Origin of the sequence: Flavobacterium sp. NRK1, assembly GCF_024054175.1 — a bacterium.
GTDB lineage: Bacteria > Bacteroidota > Bacteroidia > Flavobacteriales > Flavobacteriaceae > Flavobacterium.
The window spans coordinates 2,447,101-2,470,967 of record NZ_JAMXLA010000001.1 but is presented as its reverse complement, the minus strand read 5'-3'; the positions used below and the strand labels follow the sequence as shown (position 1 = coordinate 2,470,967).

The following is a 23,867-nucleotide window of genomic DNA, read 5'->3' as shown; positions in this document are numbered from 1 at the left end:
TATTATTTATGAAAGTGCTCCCGGTGGTGGCCCTCCTGCCGGCCTGTACTTGTCTTCCGGCAAGGGTATAAACTCACTGTCGTCACTGGGCGGCAATATTATGCGGCCCTGTTTCCAGTCCTCTTTTGCCTGTTCGATACGCTCTTTACGACTCGATACAAAATTCCACCAGATGTGCCGCTCGCCCAGGTGTTCACCACCCAGCAGCATCAGTGTTGCCGCTTCTTTTGCGATGATCAGGGGGTCGACGCCCTTTGTAAAAACTAATAGGTTTCCGGCAGGGTAAACCACTCCATTTACCTCCAGACTGCCTCTTACGATATACAACCCCCTTTCGCTATGCCCTTTTGGCAAGCCAAAATGCGCACTCTGCTGCAAAACCACATGTACATAAAACAAGGGCGAGGCGGTCTTCACGCTGCTGGCCAGCCCGTAGGCATCTCCGGCAATAAGGCGCATCCAGATGCCCTTGTCGGTAAAAACCGGTAATTGCTCTGCGGTATAGTTCATAAATGAGGGGTCGCCTTCCTCGTCCTTTTCAGGCAAAGCTACCCAGGTCTGGATCATCTCCAGTTGCCCGCCCGCCAGGATCGCGGGATCCTCAAAGCGTTCGCTGTGGGCGATACCCTTTCCCGCGGTCATCCAGTTTACTTCACCAGGTTTTATAACCATTTCTACCCCAAGGCTGTCTCTGTGGGTAACATTGCCGCTAAAGAGGTAGCTTACGGTTGATAGCCCGATATGAGGATGCGGAAGTACATCGAGGTTCGATCCGCGTTCTGTCGGAATGTCTACGGGTCCGCCGTGGTCCATAAAGATAAAGGGGCCTATCATCCTCCGTAGCTGGTAAGGGAGTATCCTCTTAACTGCAAAGCCCGGGGTTATTTCTGCATGTCGCGTAGGTATTACTAAATCAAGCATATTGGTAACTATTTATAGTGTATATATTGTGTAAAGAAGGTTAATTATTCCTATAGTTCGATTACAAAAGCCTGCAGTGCAGCCCTCTTTCCGTCACTAAAGCGCCAGACATCGCAGTACGAATAAGTGCGGGGGATATCGACGGCATTCTTCATCGTGATTTCCCGATTGCGCTCACGTAATTACCTCCCTATGAAGTGCTGCACATCAAAAACCGGAGGCTCTGTATAATTTTCTTTAAGATATTCCCACACGGCTGTTTTGCCTTCCGGCACACGATCGCCGATGAATTCCCATATCACATCCTCTAAGCAAAAAGCCAGGAAAGCCTTCGTTGTCCCCTTTAGTTATCTTATCGTTTGCCGCTAAAAATATTGCCTTGTTATCCATAATGTTTCCATTAAATAATTGACACCTAAAAGATAGTGAAAATCATAGTATTCTCAATAGCTGATTTAACTTCCGGTCAGGGCACACCTGCGCATAGATTTTATTATAAGGAATATTCCCTACCGATCCTGACAAGATATATGTTAGTATAATAGCGTTTGGTAATTGTCTTATCAATAACCGGGGCATAGTTCACACTGCTCTGTAATTCGCAGAAAGTTACAAGTCCGTTCATTCAAATAATACCGTTCGGGTTGGACCAGATCCATATTATCTTGGCTGATGGCCGAACCAGGAGAAAACAAACCCAATCAAAACTACTGCAATGGAAAGGTGGGAAACGACGATAAATGATAAAAAAAGCTGTTGACATTTATCAACAGCTTTTTAATGGTTATTCAAAAGTGGGGGCATTTGTAAAGTCAGAAGTTATTATTTGATCGGCAATCTTTTCAGCTGTGGCGATTACAGTTATGTTGGTTGCCACCGAGATGATATCCGGAAAAATGGAAGCATCCGCAACGCGAAGGCCATTCACCCGGTATACCTTCCCTTGAAGGTCAACCACAGCATGGCCGCCATCTGTAGCTCCCATAGGGGCACTACCTACCGGATGCGCATAGCTTTCAACATTTGCTTTAATGGTCTCGGCAAGCATTTCATCGCTTTGAACAGTGCCACCAGGTGCAATTTCAGAATGGATAAAATTCGACAGGGGTGCAGCAGAGGCAATCCTGCGGATTATCTTCACCGCTTCTACCATTCGATTTACATCCTCTGTATTGCCGAGGAAATTGAGGTCAATTTTTGGAGCCGCATTCGGATCTTTTGTATCGATCCAGACCTTTCCCCTGGATATTGGTTTTGTAACTGAAGCTGACAGTACGAATCCCGATCCGGTAGGGCTCTGGTCGTCAGGAAAAGTATGGGCAGCAATAATATGCAGATCCAGCTCATCTTTAGTACCTGTTGCCGATGTCCACAGCTTTGTCCCTATTATGGGAGATTTTTCAGTTACATTTTCACTGTACGCTGCAAAAGGGACATTATAAAATGGATGATCCTTTATATGCTGTCCAACAGGTAAATCAGCCACTACCGGTATCGCAAGATTTTCCAGTTCGCTTTTAGCTCCGATACCCGAGCGGAGTAAAATTGCGGCGGTTCCGTAAGTTCCCGCTGAGAGTATAATTTCTTTCGCGTTGAATTTTTTTCCATTCCCTAAGACGACACCTTCCGCATTGGCGCCGTCAAAAAGAACGCGGTCCACAATAACATATGGCAATATTGTTAGGTTTTCGCGCCTGCGCACTTCATTGGTAAGATACGCCATGCCTGTATTTACGCGAACCCCGTTAACAACATTCATCCTGTATGGGCCAACGCCATTCGCCTCCGGTCCATCAAAATCATCTACTGCTTTATAACCTATCGAAAGTGCAGAATCAACAAAAGCATTTTGCATGGCTGTCAGGTCGCTTCTAAGAAGCTGTCGTGTAGGGATCGGGCCTTTAAATCCCCTATGCTCCTCGTTCCCCGAATCACTCGTTTCTAATTTTTTATAATAGGGAAGCATATCTGAATAGGACCAACCCGGAAGATCCCATTTTTTTAAGTCTTCCGACCTTGCTCTTAAAGCTACAGCACCATTAATTGCTGAACTTCCGCCCAGCACTTTGCCTCGTGGAAGCTCCATCATTTTATATCCCGCATTTGGCTGGGAACAGTACCCCCAGTTATGGGCCGTATCGCCGCCCGGCTTATCGGCACTTGCTATATGAAGGGGATAATCCCAGGCCTCATAACGCTTGCCGGCCTCAATTAGCAAAACATTCTTTGTTCCGCTTTCGCTTAATCTGGCAGCCATTACCGCTCCTGCCGAGCCGCCGCCTACAACTATAAAATCAAAATTTCCGCTTGTTTTATTGGTATCTGTCATGTTGTTTAGCGTGCGTTAACAGTACTCGGATTTTCTCCGAAATAACCTCCGAAATACTTAATCGGCGACCAATACGGTAATATTTCAGGCAATTGTGGAGACAGACTGCTGTAATTACCAGAACCGTATACTACCCTTCCGCCTACTACAGTCAGTACGGAAGTGATATTTTTTATCTCATCGGAAGGTATCTCAAAATAGTCAGCGCTTAACAGGGTGAAATCAGCCAGGTTTCCGGGCGCTATCCTTCCCTTATCGTGCTCCTGGCTTTCAAACCATGCTGCGCCAGTGGTATATAATTTTAAAGCTTCTTCCCGGGTCAGACGGTTATCTTCCGCTAAGATAACAGAACCCGATACCGATTTCCCTGTTATCATCCAGCTAAGTCCTATCCACGGATTGGCAGGTGAAACACGGAATCCGTCTGAACTCATAGACAAGGGTACACCACTATTTACAAGGGTACGGAGCATTGGTGTGTAAAGCGCCTTTTCTCTGCCGTGTGTCTTAGCAAATGCATCTCCGTGAAAAGCCATCTTGGTATCCAGGGCAATGCCGCCGCCAAGCCTTTTTACTCTCTCAATGTTTTCCGGAGAGATTGTTTCGGCATGTTCCAAGCTCCAACGCATCCCGTCAAGAGGGGTTGTAAGATTAACTTGTTCAAGTGCGTCAAGAAAAGTCGTTATATTTTCATTATAGGTAACGTGCATTCGGAAAGGAATTCTTTTCTCAATGAGTTTGCGAAGATCTTCCTGTGCATATTTCATCATCACTTCCTTTGGAATGATAATAGCCGGTTCATCAAAATTTTCATGGTCGTGAAGCTCAGCCCTTAACAGTTCGCCCGTACCCTCATATTCATGACCGTGTTCCATTGTGGGGTGCAGGTTCTGCCCCGGGCTTATCGGTGCGGTTTTAGTGACACGTGTAATTTCATTATCGACCCAGTTGCTGTTCGGATTCATATCCAGGCCAAGGTCAACAAACGGGAAACGAACATTGAGCCTATTTTCCTCAATAAGGGTGCGTAATGGCGCATGTCCCTCCGGATAACCGATAATGGCAGCACACTCAATCGTCGAAGTTATACCAAATCTGTTAAGGTAATAGATGACAGATTGCAGCGAGCTCACTTCCTCTTCGGGTTTAGGACCGGGTGTCATACCTTCCAGGGCAATAAACATAAAGGTGTTCCCTGTAATTACCCCTGTATAATTCCCTTTTTTGTCTTTGTGGAGTTTTGTTCCTTCAGGCATTTGGAACTTGGCTGTTCCGACACCCAGTTCTTTCATTGCGATTTTATTGAGAAAACCCCAATTATAGGCATAATGGATTAAGAGCGGCCTGTTGGGTACCGCTTTGCTTAATTCCTCAGGGGTAGGCATCCTGTTTTCGGCAAACTGATATGGTGACCAACCTCCGGTTACTCTTACCCATTGCCCTTCAGGAGTCCTTTCTGCCTGTTCTTTGAGCATTTCGAGTGCACACTTAAGCGTAGGCACGCCGTCCCATCGCACCTTATGGGTAAAATTCCTTTCGTTCAGGGGATGGATATGGGAATCCTCAATACCGGGGATCATCCTGCTTCCCTTCGCGTCGATTACCCTGGTGTGAGAATCTTTCATGGTGAGGATTTCGGCATCGTTGCCTACTGCATATATCCTGCCTCCCTTTACCGCCAGTGCAGTAGCATGGGGCTGCGCCGCCGCCTGCGTGGTTATTTTGGCATGGAATACGATCATGTCTGCTCCGGCATACGTGCCGCCCGACTGGGCATGGAGGCCTATAGAAAACAGCATCAGGCCAAGTAATGTAATTCTTTTTTTCATAAAGGTTTGCTTAAAGGTTAATAACTATCAATACACCCCAGTGCATGGTAGCCCACGGTACCGTGGTATGCAAAATTGCAACCTGTGCAACAAATGCGACGATGACAATTAATAAAAAAAACCGTTGATTTTTATCAACGGTTTTAAAGTATAGACAGTAAAAACCTTTGGACTACCGCAATGATTGTTTTCTGACCCTGCTCAGTGTTTCTTTCGTGATCCCCAAAAAAGAAGCGATCTGATGCAGTGGAAACCTGTTGATAAATTGCGGGTAGCTGGCAGCAAAATCTTCATAACGTTTCTCTGCCGTGCAGCCAATAGACATACTTACCCTTTTCTGGTTTGCGATGGCATGCCGGTCATCCATAGTGCGCAGCATCTCCAAAAGGCTCGGAACCTTTGTTGCCAGCTCCAACATACCCTCCCTGGTAATAATGAGAAGGTGAGTGTCTTCCCAGGCCTGAATACTGTATTTTGATGGTGTCATAAATGTAAAACTTTCACGTTCATCGGCCCAATAATCCTCTACGAAAAAATTAACAGTCTGCTCTACTCCCTTGGTGTCAAAACAACACTGGCGCATCGCACCTTTAATGATAAAGCCCGTATAACGGCACACATCGCCCTCCTGTAAAAAAAATTGCTTTTTTCTTAGTCTTTTAGGGGCGAAGGCTTTTTTTATAAGATCCTCTTCCTGGGCAGTAAGTTCGGTATTCGTGTAACGCGATATGTAATTAAAAAGGTTATTGTACATAATCATTAATTTGCGTAGGTAAAATTAAGACAATTTTTATTAGTTGCGATACCGACGCATTGTTATGATAATTTTGAATTAAACAGAAAAAAACTACCAATAGCCTGAAACACTTTCTCGTACACGCTACGCTACCGTAAATCATTGATATATATCGACATGATTTTTTATTAAATATCATCGTCGAAATATGCCTGTAATAGTGATTTTTGCTGTGGGGTAGTGCCTCCTAAATGATTTCGCCGGCTTCTTCCATTAGGACTGGCGAACATTTTTCCGGGGAGCTATCCGGTTAAACTAAATCCAACGTATGCGATATATAATGCAACAGCCCGTAGTCAGTACAATCGGGCGTGAAAAATACCAATGCCATGTCGAATGGCGCAATGGATCTTTCGTCACAGACGAGCCGGCTTCGATCGGTGGCAGGGACACCGGGCCGGACCCTTATAGCCTGTTACTTTCGTCGCTGGCTTCCTGTAAGATAGTGACACTTCGCCAGTTCATCGATAAACAAGGCTGGGACGTGCCCACTATCCGGGCGAAGGCCAATCTCTTTCAGGTACGTAAAGAGGATACAATTACCACTACAATAGACTGCGACCTGTCCTTTCCTGATGCCAGCCTGGAGCAGGAACAGCACAACCAGCTGCTGGAGGTGGCTGAAAATTGTCCGGTATCAAAGATCCTGAAAGGCAATACCTTAGTACGTACTTTTATTTATCAGGATGAACCGGAAACTGAAGGCAGACACTACGCCAACCAGAATATAGCCATTACATGGAAACCGTCTCTTTGCAAGCATTCAGGCCGTTGCGTAAGCCAGCTGCCTGGAGTTTTCAGACTTGGCGAAAACCCATGGATAAATGTTGACGGCGCATCGGCCGATCGGATATCGGAACAGGTGCTCCGCTGTCCGACCGGCGCACTTACTGTTGTGAAGCAAAGATGATGAGCCGCAACAATCGGGTCATACGCTACTTAAAACCAATTTAATAAATAATATTATGGAACTCAAAAAACTACAACAGGCGCATTTAGCAGCATGGAACGAAAAAGACCGTGTAAAACGCGACGAACTTTTAAAGAGCATTTATGCAGACGACATCAAAATGTATGATAAAAACTTTATACTTAACGGTACAACGGAAATTTCCGATTTCATACAGAAGCTGCAGGCCGACCCCAAATTTTTCTTTTCATCTACCGATGATATTGAAGACCTTCAGGACAGTGCCAGGTTATTTGGCCAGATCATTACAAGCGAAGGGACACTGAAGAGCATGGATTTCTTTATCCTTGAAAATGGTAAAGCCAAACATTATTATGCGTTTATGAGTCCTGAATGAAAAAATGAAAAGGCTGCCCATAGCAGCCTTTTAAGTGCTTCCCGCGCAAACCTTTACAGGCGAATAAAATATTGCATTAACAATCAAAACACACACATTTATATACTGGGAGATATTGTAGATAGCCTCATATAATTCTCTAAATGTGCTGAATGAGAATATAATAAACTGTCATATTCAGCATAAAATCTATTAAAAAAGCCCTTAGCTACTACGCTTGGGCTTTCTTGTAGAGCATTCTCCGGATTACTTGCCATGCCTGATATTTGATTACGGCAATCTTTACTGGTACCTAATATCTCGACAGACATCATTTTTTAAAGCACATCGCAGCATTCTATTTTTTGTTGTACTATTGTAAAACTTGTGCTTGATTAAATAGAAAATATACAGTAACCAAAGTTTGTTATATGATTGCTGAGAAACTGATTAAACATGGCATCTACTAAAAACCCCAATTTACTTCCTGACATTTACAACCTACAAAATATTTGCAAGGCAATATCTGTCCTCGATGCAATTTTATCTCAAAAATGGGAATTTAGGTATTATTCGTACAATGCAAAATGGGATGTTGGAGAGCATTGTTTTCAAATGAGAAATGGGTTAGGTGATGAAATGCAGATTCTATTTCTCGAAAACGGATGTGTTATTAACGGGTTTGCACATGAATTTGAATTAAAGGATAAAATTAAGATTACAACTAATTTAAATTCTATATTCAATGAATTTATGTTTGGTGAACCAGTAAATTCAATTGGAACCACATTTTGTATTTGGACAACTTACTATGACAAAGAACAATGGAAAACAGGAATTTTAAACAATTTTGATGATAATTCAGATAAAATGCTAACTATACTTAATGCAGATCCGAAAACATACTACGATCATATCAAAGAATATTTTGATACAACTATTCCGTTGGAAATAATCACCAAAATATATAATGGCGAGAAAATCACGAAAGATATAGTATTAGCAATTAACAATAACCTTAATGATTGGAAACAATTAGAAAAGGATCTAAACGAGATAGAGTATCCTTATGAATTTAAAAGCAATTGGAACTTATGGTAATTGCTTCAAGTATACTGTTCTAATAATTTCCTCTTCAATTATTACTACATAATTAATGATTTTTTTCAAATAAGACTTATGGAGTTGTCAGAATAGTTTAAGGTTTTATATTTAAATTGATTAAAGATATTTGTTGCTCAAGATCATTTAATGCAATTTTACCCTTTGCAAAGCTTATCTCTAACAAAGCTATCTTTTCGGTTGGTGTAAGTGGCCTGTCCTGAATTAAATGTATCAACTCATTTTCGTTTTTTGGTGGTGCCAAAACACTTTCCTTTTTAAAGAATGCTTCAAAATATCTGATTCCGAATTTTCGTTGCGATATGGCATCAAAGTGAAGGCCATCGTCATTAGCGGTTAGTCCTTTTGCCGTTACAAAATAACAGTTTGGCCTGGTTTCAGCAAATTTTTCAATTGCCTGATTAACATTTTTATATTCTGTAAAATAGTTACCATATCGTCCACTGCTTAAAAAGTCACCTAAACCACCTGCTATAAAAGGAATATCAGGGACATCGAGTTCTCGGCGGAATGCGTCAACTATAACATCCAGTTTATTGTAATATGCAGCGGAGCGACCGCCAAAACTATCATTTTCGCCCTGGTGCCATAAGATTCCCCTTAACTTGCTAAGCTTAAGAGCTGCATTTGCCCTGAATACAGCATTTTCAAAAAGTTCACCATCAACATTCCAGTCGTCAATAGAGGAACCGCCATCAGCACAGGGTATGAGGCCTATTTGCCCCTGCCTGTTTTGTAACCTCCAAGCACCGGCAAAAGACGCCGCCAGCCCGATACCTGCAGTTGGACGATCAAAATTTATGGGTTCTGTCATCGTTTGCCAACGGCAGTTTATCAGCATTTTTATCTGCTCATCATAAATTTGTTTAACATCCTCAACATACCCACGGCCTGCCATGTTAGACTGGCCAACCATCAAAAAGGAATTTATCATCTATTTTTTATAATTTATACAGCTAATTTTTTAATGATTTTACAACACGATCAAACGCCAACCATATTAATTCTTCACTGATTTCAAAAGGTGTACCCGTTATACTCCGGCGTTGCTGGTGAAAGCGCATTAATGTATATAGTGGACCAAATGCGAGAGACCAATATACCTCAATAGGCAGATCATCCATCTCGCCACGTTTCACATTAATATCTATAAACCGTCCCATATTTTCTTTAAAGTTTGCCAAAAATCCTGCTGAGCCATTAGTAAACATTTCAAGAAATTGCTGATGGTAGGACGAAGAACTTATTTGGTCAAAAAACTGCCCCAACAAAGGATATTGTATCATATAATCAATCCGGTTACGCCATTGCATCCTTAAACCATCTTCAAAGCCGGTTTGTGGATCAAAATTTTTATTCATTGCTTCTTCCATTTTGGCACCTTCTTCCAGCACTATTTTTAAAATCAATTCATCTTTATCTTTATAATAGACATAGGGCGTACCTACAGATATACCGCAGGCTTTTGCTAATTTATTAATGGTAAAGCCCTCCAAACCATATTTCACGATGATTTCAATGGCCTTTTGCTTGACCAATTCTTCTTTAATAATATTTCTTGTTCGCATAGTATAGTTATGCAAAACTAAATGAATAATCATTTAATAAAAAATTATTACGTACTATTTAAAATTTATTTTCTGTATTTAAGTATATTTACAACAAACCCTTTAATTATAAATGAATTATACTACGTTAAAAACTGTACTTTGCGAAAAAATGATAAAGATATTGTTCATCATCAAGTTATAAGGTCTTTTCTTTTTATCAGCTGGTAAAAAATCCCGCACATCCTGACAGCGAAAAAGCCATCAGGAGAATGAAAAATTTTAGATAATGTGCTCTACGTTTTAGCTCAATGTTTTTCATACGATTAAAATTTAAAATTATAGGACACACTAGGGATAAAAAACTTTGGGGCGTAAAAAGTTGAATGCAAAAGCAGAGTAAGGAGATATTTTAACTAAAACAGAGCCAGACCTATAAAAATCTGAAAAAGAAATTAATAAAAAGTAAAACTTGAACGTACTATATTAATAAAATATTGTGAGTATTTATAGCTAAGAAAGTAAACCCTCAATATAAGTATAACATATAAATTGTGTAAATCTTAGTTTTTTGCCGTGACAAACGCAGCTATATTAAGTTCACATAAATGTTCCGCAATTTATAGTATCAAATAGTAATGACTTTATTTATATTTATCTGTTCCAGAAATGTTTCGTCATGGGAGACTACAATCAGTGCTCCCTGATATTCATTGATGGCCAAAGTAAGAATTTCAATATTCTGGATATCGAGATTATTGGTAGGTTCATCCAGAATTATGATATCAGGTGCTATATCATTGATAGTCATACAGCATAAAAGAAGCCTCATCCTTTCTCCGCCGCTAAGCACACTGCAGGGCTTATCCCAGCTGTCCCTTCCAAACAAAAAACGGTTTAATCTTATCTTTATATCATGTTCTTCGAGCCCGGTAGTATTGAATTCCTGTGCCTGTTGATAAACTGTATACTCATTATTTATTAAAGAATAATCCTGGTCAATATAAAGACATTTCCCTGCGACATTAGTCATAGTCCCCATATTAGGCTGTAGTCCGCCTAAAATAAGGTGAATGAGTGTAGTCTTGCCACTCCCGTTAGCTCCTTTAATGGCTATCCGTTCATTGCTGCTGACCTGAAAGCTTAAAGGCTGTTTCCAAATATAGTGTTCATCATACCTGAAATTGATATTATCCGCTTTCACCAGTATTTTACTCTTGTGAAGCTGTGAATCCTGAAAGCCAAATCGCATTTTGGAGACGTCGCTCACTGATGTACGTAAATCCTGCAGATCCCTGTTTATGGCCTCAATTTTTCCGGCATGAGCATTTTTCAACTTAGAAGTACTATTCTCGGCATTGTTTTTAAGGGTATTCATCATAATACGGGCCACCCCTGCTTTTTCCTGTTTGCTCTTGCCCCTGGCATCCAGTTTTTGCTGACGCACAATAGTTTCCCGTTCTTTCTCCTTAGCCTTCCGCAATGCTTTTTCCTTCGACTGGATATCCTGGCTCAACGCGTCGGTCTCAATAGCTTTTTGCTGAAGGTAAAAGTCGTAATTATCACCGTAGGTTTTTATCCCTTTAAAGTCAAGTTCACAAATCCTGTTTAATAGATTTAATAATTTTCTGTCATGGCTTACGGTGATAAGAGTTGATTTTGACGAAAGAATAAAGTCATATAAAAGTTGCCTGCCTTCTATATCCAAATGATTGCTAGGTTCGTCCAATAATACCACTTCAGGCTGGTGAATCATAATACCGGCAAGGAAGACTTTTGTTTTTTCTCCACCGCTAAGTGTCTCCATTTTCTGAAGCATATCCAGTCCATCGGCTTTCCAGTATGCCAGGGCCTCCCTACAGCGGTCTTCTATAGTCCAGTCATCATCCAGAACTTCAAAATTACCTTCAGTTGTATTTCCCTTCAAAATTTCATGCAGGGCATCCAGTTTTGCCGCTACATCAAGCGCTTGACCTACAGTAAGGTGATTGTACTGGCCAAATACCTGAGGAACCACATACGGCTTGGCATCGGTAATGAGCTGGCCACCGGAAGGCTGCAAGTAACCGGCTATGATTTTTAATAATGTAGATTTTCCTGCCCCGTTATCACCTATCAGGGCAATTTTTTCATGGGCATTGACCGTAAGATTAATATCTGAAAATAGTGCATCCTTATTCGAATGCGAATACGAAATGTTTTGAAGAATAACCATAATTCCTTTCTTAAGTAAATATAAAATACACCTAACCGCAGGGTGCGGTTACATTATCTTCCTAAAAGAAATTATTTTTTACATTTCGTTTTTTCTATGAATTATTGATGCAAATATACAATCTTTTAATAAAAAGATTCGGCCATTACACTTTTGCTACATCTAGGATTGTACTCCCTACCACTTATTCTTCCTTAATTTTCGCCCTATGCTGGCGTCCCCAATTGATCATCTCCATAATGATTTTCCCGAAAGTGCGGCAATATTTGGTAGGTTATATTCTATAAGCACCGGCGTGTCGGGATAAACCTTTAGCACCCACAAGCTTATTCATTTCCATCTCCTTCAGTTCCCGAGATAGCATACGGGTTGTAATTCCGGCTATGCTGCGTTCAATTTCCCTAAAACGGCGATGGCCGTTGCACAGGGAATTAATAAGCGGTATCCGCCACTTGCCCCCTATGAAATAGAGGGTATCCTGTAAGGCCAGCAGTTCTTCTTTTTGATCTCTTTCCATTACTTTATCTGGTATACTCTGTGATACTGGTTACAAATGTATATCAAATCAATTATACCTTTGCTGTATTAATAAAAAAAAAAGTAAATGAAAACATTTAAAGATAAAGTTGCCGTAGTAACAGGCGGCAATAGTGGAATTGGCTATGCTACAGCCAAACTTCTTACTGCTGAAGGGGCTAAAGTAATAATAACAGGCCGAAGAAAGGAAGCGCTAGAAGAAGCAGCAAAAGAGATCGGTGCATTTCCTTATCTGGCAGACCAATCAAAAGTACAGGATATTGAAAATCTGACAAATGAAGTACAAAGTCATTTCGGACAGGTAGATATTCTATTTATTAATGCCGGTATCACGGGTGACAATACACTTATTGAAGAAGCAACGGAACAAAACTTTGATGATGTGATGAACATAAATCTGAAAGGCACCTATTTTACTTTAAGTAGATTTATTCCTTTATTAAAAGAAGGAGCCTCAGTAATATTGCTATCTTCTAACGTAGCTTCAACCAATCATCCAAAAAGTTCAGTATACCAAGCCAGTAAAGCGGCGGTCAATTCTATCGCTAAGACAGCTGCCGCCGAGCTGGCGCCTCGCCGGATAAGAGTAAATAGTGTCAGCCCGGGGCCAACCCGAACTAATGTATTAGATAAATCCTATGATACTATAACAGCCCAGGGAATCTGGAACAGTCTTGCGGACAGGATACCGCTTAAAAAGATCGGTACTCCCGAGGACGTAGCACAAATGGTGCTATACCTTTCAGGTGAAACTGCATCCTTCATAACAGGCTCCGACTTTGTCATAGACGGAGGTATTCTCCTTTAAACTATTTAAAACCAATATTAGCTGTTTATTTTATTACAGTGAAATTTCTAGTTCGGAATTAATGACGACAATCCAGAACATTAACACACCATATCTTAAACTTCAAAAGTCTTTACACCGAAAGCTTCGCCAATACTGACAAATCTTCTGTAAAGGTGTTCGAAAGTTGTCAGGTCAAGTCCACGAAGACGCCTAATCATAATCATGATAAGGCGTTTTTATAAGTTATATTTATAAGTCTTAACGTGTAAGCCACCCTCTTTTACTGGCTGTAGCAATGGCATACGGAGTGATCCAGAATAAACCAAACGTATACAATATACTATAGGAATATGCCCAGAAAGATTGGGAGAAGTTATATCTTTTACCGTAAAATAAAACCGAAAAGCTGGATAAAACCAATATACTTGCAAACGTAGAGCTTAGAAATAAAATAGGATGTGTTATTATAAAAAACAGCATAAAAAGAATAAAAGGATAAGCCATCACTATTTTTAAAGACTGATTTAAAAATAAAAGTCTCGCTCCCAATTTAGATTCTTTTCTAAAGTTGCTGAAAACATATTTTGCCATCATTAAATTTTCGCGAACATTACTTCTGCCCCACCTGATGAACATTTTATATAATCCCTTATATTTTTCAGGAACATTTGTAAGTACATAAGCATTTCTCTGAAACAATACGTGGTATCCCTGTTTTAATATCATGTTAGTCATTGCACGGTCTTCACCGATATCTGAAGGCTGCCCCCTGAAAGTTTGACTAATCCATTGCGGAAGACATGCAAATACTGCCGTGCTTCTGTAAGCAGCCAATGCTCCCGGTGTACAGAGTACAGACCCTAATACGCTTTCTGCTGAGCGCATGAATTCAAAACTTAATACAAAACTTACATTTAGCATTTTAGGCAATATAGCCTTCTTATTATTTAAAACATGAACGTTTCCTGCAACTGCCCCACATTTTTCATTAACTACAAACGGACTAACCAAATTCCTTAACGTATCTTTTTTTACAATTGAGTCGCTGTCTACAGTTACAAAAACCTCTCCTGTACCAAGTTTAAATCCACGGTAAAGCGCATGGCGTTTACCTTTATTTTCCGGCTGCTGATAAATAGAAAGCCGATCACCTAATTTCTTTTTTGCCTCCTGCATCCAGTACCATGTATCATCCTGGCTTCCATCATCAATAGAAATTATTTGTAATTTTTCTTCAGGATAGTGGCTGTCAGCTAAACTCATTAAAGTATCCCAAACCTGCTTGCCTTCATTATATGCCGGTACTATTACTGTACAGGTAGGCAACAAATCATCTGAAACCGACTTAATGGGTTTATACTTAAAATAAAGGAATAAATTATACAGAAAAAATACTCCCTTAAATATAAACAAAGAAGTAGCTAATATTAGGAAGCAAAAGCCCCATGTAGAATCCATTCTGTCAATATTAAACTGCTGAAATTCGTCCTGTAATAAATATACCAAAAAGGCAGACCCTATCATTAACAGGAAAGTACCTATATGCACTATAAATCCAAATACGCGCTTATCAGCCCTATTTGCATCTTTTTTTAATGCTTTGCTTTTGTCATTAAAAAGAGAACCTGTTAAATCGTATCCTGCAATACCTGCAGGGTTTTTTTGAGTGTACAGCCGGCTTGTAGTTATAGTTTCGCTTTTCATATTTTTAGTGTTATTGGTGCTATTTAAAATTTACATTTAGAAATAGATATAACACTTTAGCAAGTCATGTGCCATATGCCCTACAAAGGCTACAGACAGATATAACAAGGAATTTATGGAATTTTACATGAGGAATTTCCCCATAATTGTGTAGAATTTCCCCATATTCAGAAGATAATTATTTTACACTAAATCTTATTTTAAAAAGATTTAAGCTTAAAATTTGATTTGATTTTTTCAATCTATTGATGCTTACATTTATTATTATTATTTTTTTCTTAGTATTGCAATAACTAACAACACCTTAAACCATTACCAATGAGAATATTAATCTATTTGGCATTATTACTATATACTAATAACATAGTAGCACAATCTGTTACCGGGAAAATTATTGATAATAAGCAACAGCCTGTGGCTTACGTAAGTATCCAAATAGGTCCAACTTATGGTGTTGTGAGTAATGAAGAAGGTGATTTTGTTATCAATATTCCGAAAGAAAACGATTCTGATAAAGTAATATTTTCATGTATAGGTTTTGAAAATCTGGAGGTTCCGCTTTATGACTTTAAAAGCGGTACGTATACGCTTAAAGAAAAAGTTAATGTTTTAGATGAAGTATTTATTACGAATAAAAAATTAACGCCAATAGAAATTTTAACTGAAGTCAAAAAAAATGCTCCTACAAATTATAATAATGAAACTGTAAAGGAAACATTCTTTTTAAGATCTTCATTTAATAATAAAGTTATTGACAGCAAATTTGAGCTTGTAAAATCTTCGCTGGATAAAAAATCTACATTAAAAGATATTAATAAGGATCTTGATAGTAATTCCAAAAAATTTATAAATAGAAGTTCAAAAGACTATGCCGAATCATATGGCTTTTTATATCAACAAAATAATGAAGCAAAATTATTTATTGAAAAAGCTGTTGAACTTAAAAATAAAGAAAAGGATGTTTCCGGCGATCAAATGAATAAGAAACTTATTGAAGTTATGAAAAGGCATCTTGAACCGGATGCAACATATAAAGTAAAATCAGGTTTATTTCCGATAGATGATTCATTAAAGATAAAGAACTCCTCAAAAGAAGTACGAACAGGTGTAAAGACAGCCTCTTTAAGAAATCAGATAACTTCTTTGAGTACTTACTTAAATAAATTCTATACTAATAAAACACTTGATTTTTTAACTGAATTTAAAAGATACACTTATACGTTAGAAGGATATACATCTTTTAATGATGAAACAGTATATGTTATAGATTTTAAGCCCGAAAAAAGCTCTGCGAAATATTATGGAAAAATATATGTTAACGCTTCTGATTATGCTATAGTAAAATTGCAATACAATTTAGCTGATGGCGAGGTTCAGGAAAGTGTAAACCTGAAATTTTTGCTAGGTGTTAAGATGGTGGAAGATCAGGTAAAGATAACAGCTACTTTTACTAAAGATGAAAGAGGAATTTATGCCTTAAACTTTGTAAAAAAAGAACAAAGAACATATATGTATATGAATAGGCCATTGAAGTTTACTAAAAATAAGACAGATAAAGATGAAGAGACAAAAATGCTTAAGATTAACTTATTAGCAGAGATCAATTCTAATAGTATGCATGAATTATTTATAATTGACAGGAAGCCTATTAATAATGACGAGTATAAAAAATTTACAGAAAAAGAAAAATATGATATAAATTATCTGGAAAAGTATGATGCTTCAGTCTGGAAAAATTATAACATTCTTGCACCGGTAGAGGCCATTAAAAATTATGACTGATTAAATAAAAAGAAGAGCCGATTATCAAAATAATCGGCTCTTCTTTTTATTTAATTTTTTTACGAAATTATAATTACCTTCGTTATTATGGTCTTAACGACTATATCATAGATTAAAAGAGCAAACTAAAGCGTTACTTTATGAAAAGTGTATTACTATCAATCTTTTTACTAATAACAATTGCTTGCACAGGGCAGAAAACCATTCCGTTATATAAAGATGTAATTCCTAATAGCAAGCCTTCTGCAGACAAAGAAAAAACTACTAATGATGGTATTTTAATAATAAGTAATGTATCTGTACCCACCCTTGCAATTTATAAGCCTAAAAAGCAGGCAAAGAGCAAAAGTGCAGTTATAATTTGTCCCGGTGGCGGATATGGTGTGCTCGCTGCAGGCCACGAAGGATCGGATGTTGCAAAAGCATTAAATGATATGGGGATTACTGCTTTTGTATTAAAATACCGTTTGCCCAATGATTCAATAATGCTTAATAAAACTATTGGTCCGCTTCAGGATGCACAACGTGCCATACAAATAGTACGCGAACATGCGGCAGAGTGGAATCTGGATCGCACAAAAGTAGGTATTATGGGCTTTTCTGCAGGCGGGCATCTTGCAGCAACAGCATCTACACAGTTCAACAGGCCGGTTATTGATAACCCAAATAGTATATCGCTGCGTCCTGATTTTTCAATTTTACTTTACCCTGTTATAAGTTTTACAGATAAACTTACACATATGGGCAGCAGGGAAAACCTTATTGGTAAAAATCCTACTGACTCTTTAATAGAACTGTACTCTAATGAACTGCAGGTTACTAAAAATACACCTAAAGCTTTTTTAGTGCATGCTGCCGATGATGGTGCAGTGCCAATAGGCAACAGTATTGCGTATTATGAAGCATTGTTGAAAAATGGAGTATATAGTGAAATGTTATTATACCCTCATGGCGAACATGGTTTTGGTATGAATAATAAAACAACAGGCGATAAATGGATGGACAATCTGAAAAACTGGTTGAAGTCTAATGATTTATTGTGATAAATAACAGATTATAATTATACTATTAATTACTACAAGTCAACGCATTATTTAATCATCTTTTGATTTAAAAACTCCTTTCTCGTTAAATAAATCCCCTCAATTTCTTTGTATTTAATCCTGGCTTCAAAAGCCGGCAAATTTCACATTTAAACTAAACTGAACTCAAAAAGAAAAATTCAATAATTTTTTATTTAAAATTTTTCTGATTGTGTTTATTCAGTAATCTACCCTTCTATACCTCAACTTCTGTAATTCTAAAAAAATTTACTGCATATCGTAAATTTATTTTTTGACATAATTCAATAAAATGCTAATAAACAGACACTTGAACAATTTGGTTTCTAATTTGTTTATTTTTTTATAATTCAAATTTACATAGAAAAGCATTAAATCTTTCTTGTTCCAGTTCAATGCATGCGCTTTTAAGATGCTGCAATTTTGTAATGTAAAAATTGAAGCAATAAAAAAGTAATTATAAAAAATCGAAAAACAATTCACATTATTAATCACAAATTTAAACCATTATGAAAAATTTATTTTTAACCTCAGTATTGATTCTAACATCATTTTTCAGTTTCGCACAAAAACCGGGAGCTACATTATTAAATCCTACAAACCATGCGCTTGTACTTATAGATCATGAAAGCCAGATGGCATTTGCTGTAGGCAGCACACCTATCGACCAATTGCGTAATAATGTTGGGCTTGTAGCAGGAGCTTCAAAGATTTTTAATGTTTCAACAGTTGTAACTACAGTAGCCGAAAAATCATTTAGCGGCCCTGTTTTCCGTGAAGTTGAGGAATTTTATCCACAAAAAACGTCAAACTATATTGATCGCACCACAATGAATACATGGGAAGATACTAACGCTCATAAAGCTATTACAGGGAAAAACAAAAAGAAAATTGTATTAGCCGGATTATGGACAAGTGTTTGTATTGTTGGGCCTGCACTATCGGCTATTGAAGAAGGTTATGATGTATATGTAATTACCGACGCAAGTGCAGATGTTTCTAAAGAAGCTCATGAAATGGCTATTGCACGTATGGTACAGGCTGGTGCACATCCAATGACATCTTTACAATATTTACTTGAATTACAACGCGACTGGGCACGCCAGGAAACGTATAAAGCTGTTACCGACCTTGCAAAAAAATATGCTGGTGCTTATGGTGTAGGTATTCAATATGCACATGAAATGCTTAAACATTAATAATAAGCTTTCTTTCCAAAAAAAAGCTGTATGCTACTCCTCCCACAGCGTACAGCCTTTTTTTAAACATCACAACTCTATCAAAACTACTAATCATGAAAAAATATCTACATCTAATATGCTGCATGTTGCTTATTACATCAGTAGCAGCACAAATAAAAGCAGACCTTATTGTTCATAACGCCAAAGTGCATACACTGGACGAAAAAAATACTATTGCCGAAGCTATAGCTGTTGCAGAAGGGAAAATAATTAAGACAGGGAAAAACAGTGACATCTTAAAATTAAAATCTAAAAACACTACAGTAATAGATGCAAAGGGAAAAGTTATTATTCCAGGACTGTTTGATTCGCATATGCACATTATTCGTGGAGGACGTTTTTTTAATGCCGAACTACGATGGGATGGTGTACTATCACTTAAAAGAGCATTAGCTATGTTAAAAGAGCAAGCACAAAGAACCCCAAAAGGACAATGGGTTCGTGTTGTAGGAGGCTGGAATGCTTACCAGTTTGAAGAAAAAAGACTGCCCACTCTTGACGAAATTAATGATGCTACAGGCAATGTACCAACATTTATATTACACTTATACGGCCATGCATATTTGAACAAAGCCGGTATTGCCGAATTAAAAATTGATGCTAATACTCCCAATCCTAACGGAGGGCTTATTGAAAAAGATATGTATGGTAATCCAACCGGAATGCTAATAGCCGAACCAAATGCTTTTATCCTTTATTCTACCCTTTCTAAGCTGCCGGAATTAACCGCAGAAGAAAAAGTAAATTCGACAAAGCTCTTTATGGCAGAAATGAACAGGCTTGGCGTTACTGCAATTATGGATGCAGGTGGCGGATTTCAGAACTATCCTGAAGATTATGGTGTTACTACCAGACTATGCGAAAATAACGGATTAACCATACGTATGCCTTACTACCTGTTCGCTCAAAAAGCAGGCAGTGAGCTGAATGATTACACCAAGTGGGTAAACACTGTTGAAATTGGAGATGGCTGTGAGTCACAAAATGATGGCGTAAAAAGGTTTGGGAAGATGCCTAAAATGGAATATTATGTGCAGGGCGGAGGCGAAAACCTTGTTATGAGTGCCGCTGATTTTGAAAATTTTGATAAGCCAAGACCTGAACTAAGTCCTGCTATGGAAAGTCAGTTAAAATCTGTAGTTTCTTTATTGGTAAAAAACAGATGGCCATTCAGGATTCATGCCACCTATAATGAAAGTATAACCCGATTTTTAAATGTAATTGAAGAAATAAATCAGGAAACTCCGCTTAATGGGCTATTATGGTTCTTTGACCATGCTGAAACTGTATCTGAAGAAAATTTAAAAAGGATAAAAGCACTTAACGGTGGTATTGCTATACAACACAGAATGGCGTATCAGGGAGAAGCTTTTATAAAACGTTACGGAAAAGCTGCAGCAGCCAAAACTGTTCCTCTTAAAAAAATAATGGAAATGGGCATTAGGGTTGGTATGGGCACAGACGGTACACGTGTAGCAAGCTATAACCCATGGGTAGGCCTATACTGGCTAACAACAGGTAAAACTCTGGGCGGACTAAAATATATGGATGAAGAAAATATTGTAGACCGTACAACTGCCTTAAAACTATTTACTCAGGGGAGTGCCGGACTTATAAATCTTGAAAAAGACAGAGGAATACTCGCAACAGATTTTTTGGCAGATTTTGCTATACTTTCAGATGATTATTTTACTACCGCAGAAAATAACATTCTCAATATGGAAGCTAAGCTAACAGTTGTAAATGGAAAAGTGGTTTATGCCGATGATGATTTCCGCCAATTTGCGGTACCTCAGCCAAAAGCTATACCTGAATGGAGTCCTGTAAATTATTTTGGCGGCTATCAAAAAAATTAAATCATGAAAAAGCTAATAAGAGTAATAATCAGCTCTGACCTTAAATCTAAAACCTACAATTTTGCAATTCTTTTTTTCAGAGTTGCAGTAGCTACAGAACTACTTATAGTACATGGCCTTAAAAAAATTGGTATTGGCGTAGCAATGCCTGAAGTAATACCTAATCCATTAGGCTTTCCGGAAGCATTCAACAATTTTGTGGCAATTGCTGCCAATGTTTATCTGCCTATATTGGTAATATTAGGTTTTTTAACAAGATTGGCAGCTTTGCCTGCACTTGCTGTAACAGCAACAGGTTATTTTGTAATGCACGGACATGATTCGCTTGCTGAGCGGGATATTCCATTTATGTTCAGCATATCCCTGTTAATGATAATAATGCTGGGAGGAGGTAAATATTCTTTAGACGGTTATCTGAATAAAAGATTAAACTAAATGCCATGAAAAAACTACTCATACTATATTTTAGCATTTTTTGCGGTTTTTTAGTATGGGCTCAACAACAGCCGGATTTTAAATCGTTACGATACAATGATGATTTTACCTATCTGAAGCAGGATACTGTAAAAAACCTGTATAAAAAAGCTAAATACATTGCGTTTAATAAGAATAATGATGATTATATTTCATTTGGCGGAGAAGCAAGAATACAGTATATAAACACGGTAAATAATAAATGGGGCGATGAATCTGATGCGAAAGACGGATATTTACTATCGCGATACCTGCTTCATACTGATTTACATTTTAAGATTTTTAGATTTTTCACTCAATTACAGAGTAGTTTAGCCAATGGCCTGCCCGACCCCAGTCCTGTTGATGATAATACTATTGATCTTCATCAGGTATTTCTTGATGTTAATCTAATAAGAACGGATGCCGGAAATGCTACAGCCCGTATTGGAAGGCAGGAAATTATGTATGGATCACAACGACTCATTAGCGTTCGTGAAGGCCCTAACAGCCGCCTGTCAATGGACGGTGTTAAACTAATTTGGGATAAAAAAGATTTAAAAACGGAATTATTTTATGTTCATCCTATAGCTAATATACCCGGATCATTTAATGATAAATTTAATAAAAACGCCAGATTATGGGGAAGTTATACAGTAGTAAACAATGTGAAGTTAATAAACAATATTGATTTTTATTACTTGGGAATCTGGAAAAGTATGGCGAAGCTGGATAATGCTGATGGCAAAGAATTAAGACACACATTAGGTACAAGAATATGGAAAAACAAAGGTGACTGGAAATATGATATGGAGGCAGCTTATCAGTTCGGAGATCTGGCTCAAAATAAAATTCGTGCCTGGACAGTAAGCTCAAATATTAATTACACTTTAACCGAAGTAAAACTGAAACCTGTTTTGGGGCTTAAAACAGAAATTATATCAGGAGACCATAATAGTAATGACTCTCAAATTGAAACATTTAACCCTCTATATCCCAGAGGTGCCTACTTTGGATTAGTTGCACTTATAGGTCCGGCAAATCTTTACGATATTCATCCTTCAGTTGATCTGAATATTACTGAAAAACTTGCTTTCGGAACCGACTATGATATTTTTTGGCGATTGAGCAATAACGATGGAATATATGCACCAAACATGCAATTACTATATTCAGGTAAGGATAGTAAAGAAAGTTTTATAGGCACACAGCTGGCTGTGGATTTTGAATATACAGCAAATCGCTTTCTGTCATTTACACTGGAAGGAGCCTGGTTTGATACCGGAGCATTTTTAAAAAAGGCAGGATCGGGAAAAGACTATTTGTATGCAGCTTTAACAGCACAATTTAAATTTTAAAAATTACTGCTCTATAATTCCATATCCAGCAATTTTCACAATAAACGGCTGCCTTAAATAAGCAGTCGTTCTTATTATATATGTACTACGTTTAAATTGCTGTAAAATATCATATAGGTAATCATTTAATCTTCATTACATTTGCTTCAAATTCAAAAAAATGCTTTCTATACTCATCCCTGCTTACAACTATAATGTACTGCCGCTTGTAAAGGAACTATATGAGCAATGTAAAAATTGCAGTATCACTTTTGAAATTATAGTAGTAGACGATAGTATAGAAGGAGAAAAAAGTCAAGAAAATAAAAAAATTGTTGCATTTGATAATTGTAAGTTCATTCAGAATGAAACAAATTTAGGACGCACCTTAACCCGTAAAAAACTGGCTGATGAAGCAAAGTATGAGATGCTGCTTTTTCTTGATGCCGATGTGTTACCGGTAACTAAACATTTTATAGCCGGCTACCTGCCCTATTTAAATAAAAAATTAGTAGTTTTAGGAGGCATTGCTTATAAAAATGAAACTGCCGGACCCAATAAAATATTACGCCTTGCCTATGGTAAGGAAAGGGAAGAAAAATCGGCTGAAATCAGAAACAAAAAACCTTATGCTTCTGTTCTTTCAGCTAATCTATTAATTCCAAAAGATATTTTTTTGCAGAATAATTATTCTGAAAACAGAAATCTCTACGGTATGGATATTTATTTTAGCTATAAATTATTTCTAAATAATGTAAAAGTTCTTCATATCGACAATGCTGTTTATCATATTGGGCTTGAAAACGACACTGTTTTTTTTAAAAAAAGCCTGGAAGCAGTAAAAAGCAGGAAAGATCTGCTTAGTGAGGCTGACGGAATAGAGAATGTAAATAACCTGCTTAAGCATTATAAAATGCTCAAAAAATATAATCTTACAGAATTGACAGGTTTTGTTTTCAAAATAGCAGAACCTTTTCTTAAAAAGATGATATTAAAAAAACAGCCTAATCTTTTTTGTCTTGATATTTACCGGCTTGGCTATATTTGTACACTTAAATAAG

At 37.9% G+C, this 23,867-nt stretch carries 21 protein-coding genes; 11 read left to right on the top strand and 10 right to left on the bottom strand.

The features are described 5' to 3' along the window. Positions 1–6: 6 nt before the first annotated feature. From NHE85_RS11285 to NHE85_RS11265, 5 genes are all read right to left on the bottom strand, one after another. Positions 7–921, bottom strand: a complete 915-nt coding sequence (locus NHE85_RS11285) for a pirin family protein (RefSeq protein ID WP_252812133.1) — start codon at positions 919–921, stop codon at positions 7–9. A gap of 237 nt (positions 922–1,158) precedes the next feature. Continuing rightward, a complete protein-coding gene (locus NHE85_RS11280; protein ID WP_252812132.1) occupies positions 1,159–1,311 on the bottom strand; it encodes a hypothetical protein in 153 nt (50 codons plus the stop codon). A gap of 394 nt (positions 1,312–1,705) precedes the next feature. After that, a complete protein-coding gene (locus NHE85_RS11275; RefSeq protein ID WP_252812131.1) occupies positions 1,706–3,250 on the bottom strand; it encodes a GMC family oxidoreductase in 1,545 nt (514 codons plus the stop codon). A gap of 5 nt (positions 3,251–3,255) precedes the next feature. Next, the gene (locus NHE85_RS11270) at positions 3,256–5,079 is read right to left on the bottom strand and encodes an amidohydrolase (RefSeq protein ID WP_252812130.1); all 1,824 of its coding nucleotides are present in this window, start codon (positions 5,077–5,079) and stop codon (positions 3,256–3,258) included. 172 nt (positions 5,080–5,251) lie between these two features. Then, the gene (locus NHE85_RS11265) at positions 5,252–5,839 is read right to left on the bottom strand and encodes a Crp/Fnr family transcriptional regulator (RefSeq protein ID WP_308219353.1); all 588 of its coding nucleotides are present in this window, start codon (positions 5,837–5,839) and stop codon (positions 5,252–5,254) included. Positions 5,840–6,143: 304 nt separating this feature from the next. Between NHE85_RS11265 and NHE85_RS11260 the strand changes: the two genes are divergently transcribed. The 3 genes from NHE85_RS11260 to NHE85_RS11250 all read left to right on the top strand — a co-directional run bounded on the left by NHE85_RS11260 (position 6,144) and on the right by NHE85_RS11250 (position 8,262). Next, complete coding sequence (locus NHE85_RS11260; RefSeq protein WP_308219352.1) at positions 6,144–6,785, top strand: (4Fe-4S)-binding protein; 642 nt, start codon at positions 6,144–6,146, stop codon at positions 6,783–6,785. Positions 6,786–6,840: 55 nt separating this feature from the next. Further along, positions 6,841–7,182 (top strand): nuclear transport factor 2 family protein, encoded by a 342-nt coding sequence (locus NHE85_RS11255; RefSeq protein ID WP_252812128.1) that lies wholly within the window; start codon positions 6,841–6,843, stop codon positions 7,180–7,182. 435 nt (positions 7,183–7,617) lie between these two features. Beyond that, the gene (locus tag NHE85_RS11250; RefSeq protein WP_252812127.1) at positions 7,618–8,262 is read left to right on the top strand and encodes a hypothetical protein; all 645 of its coding nucleotides are present in this window, start codon (positions 7,618–7,620) and stop codon (positions 8,260–8,262) included. Between the two features lie 97 nt (positions 8,263–8,359). Here NHE85_RS11250 and NHE85_RS11245 read toward each other — a convergent pair whose 3' ends face one another. The 4 genes from NHE85_RS11245 to NHE85_RS11230 all read right to left on the bottom strand — a co-directional run bounded on the left by NHE85_RS11245 (position 8,360) and on the right by NHE85_RS11230 (position 12,562). After that, positions 8,360–9,217, bottom strand: a complete 858-nt coding sequence (locus NHE85_RS11245) for a sialate O-acetylesterase (protein WP_252812126.1) — start codon at positions 9,215–9,217, stop codon at positions 8,360–8,362. Positions 9,218–9,239: 22 nt separating this feature from the next. After that, positions 9,240–9,851: a TetR/AcrR family transcriptional regulator gene (locus tag NHE85_RS11240; protein ID WP_252812125.1), complete on the bottom strand. Its 612-nt coding sequence runs from the start codon at positions 9,849–9,851 to the stop codon at positions 9,240–9,242. Positions 9,852–10,458: 607 nt separating this feature from the next. Continuing rightward, positions 10,459–12,045, bottom strand: coding sequence for a ribosomal protection-like ABC-F family protein (abc-f, locus tag NHE85_RS11235; protein ID WP_252812124.1), 1,587 nt, complete (start codon positions 12,043–12,045; stop codon positions 10,459–10,461). A gap of 274 nt (positions 12,046–12,319) precedes the next feature. Then, positions 12,320–12,562 (bottom strand): helix-turn-helix domain-containing protein, encoded by a 243-nt coding sequence (locus tag NHE85_RS11230; protein WP_252812123.1) that lies wholly within the window; start codon positions 12,560–12,562, stop codon positions 12,320–12,322. An 87-nt stretch (positions 12,563–12,649) separates the two neighbouring features. Between NHE85_RS11230 and NHE85_RS11225 the strand changes: the two genes are divergently transcribed. Continuing rightward, positions 12,650–13,390, top strand: a complete 741-nt coding sequence (locus NHE85_RS11225; protein ID WP_252812122.1) for an SDR family NAD(P)-dependent oxidoreductase — start codon at positions 12,650–12,652, stop codon at positions 13,388–13,390. A 240-nt stretch (positions 13,391–13,630) separates the two neighbouring features. On the opposite strand, the gene NHE85_RS11220 is transcribed toward NHE85_RS11225, so the two are convergent. Next, on the bottom strand, positions 13,631–15,076 hold the full coding sequence (locus tag NHE85_RS11220) for a glycosyltransferase family 2 protein (protein ID WP_252812121.1): 1,446 nt from the start codon (positions 15,074–15,076) through the stop codon (positions 13,631–13,633). 318 nt (positions 15,077–15,394) lie between these two features. Here NHE85_RS11220 and NHE85_RS11215 point away from each other — a divergent pair, with 318 nt between their 5' ends. From NHE85_RS11215 to NHE85_RS11185, 7 genes are all read left to right on the top strand, one after another. Next, positions 15,395–16,858, top strand: a complete 1,464-nt coding sequence (locus tag NHE85_RS11215; protein ID WP_252812120.1) for a carboxypeptidase-like regulatory domain-containing protein — start codon at positions 15,395–15,397, stop codon at positions 16,856–16,858. A gap of 140 nt (positions 16,859–16,998) precedes the next feature. Then, positions 16,999–17,901 (top strand): alpha/beta hydrolase, encoded by a 903-nt coding sequence (locus tag NHE85_RS11210; protein WP_252812119.1) that lies wholly within the window; start codon positions 16,999–17,001, stop codon positions 17,899–17,901. A 527-nt stretch (positions 17,902–18,428) separates the two neighbouring features. Then, positions 18,429–19,118, top strand: coding sequence for a hydrolase (locus tag NHE85_RS11205; protein ID WP_252812118.1), 690 nt, complete (start codon positions 18,429–18,431; stop codon positions 19,116–19,118). Between the two features lie 95 nt (positions 19,119–19,213). Further along, a complete protein-coding gene (locus NHE85_RS11200) occupies positions 19,214–21,016 on the top strand; it encodes an amidohydrolase (RefSeq protein WP_252812117.1) in 1,803 nt (600 codons plus the stop codon). 3 nt (positions 21,017–21,019) lie between these two features. Beyond that, entirely contained in the window at positions 21,020–21,451 is a 432-nt protein-coding gene (locus NHE85_RS11195; RefSeq protein ID WP_252812116.1) for a DoxX family protein, read from the top strand. A 5-nt stretch (positions 21,452–21,456) separates the two neighbouring features. After that, positions 21,457–22,827: an alginate export family protein gene (locus NHE85_RS11190; protein ID WP_252812115.1), complete on the top strand. Its 1,371-nt coding sequence runs from the start codon at positions 21,457–21,459 to the stop codon at positions 22,825–22,827. Between the two features lie 160 nt (positions 22,828–22,987). Next, positions 22,988–23,866, top strand: coding sequence for a glycosyltransferase family 2 protein (locus NHE85_RS11185; protein ID WP_252812114.1), 879 nt, complete (start codon positions 22,988–22,990; stop codon positions 23,864–23,866). Position 23,867: the final 1 nt, after the last annotated feature.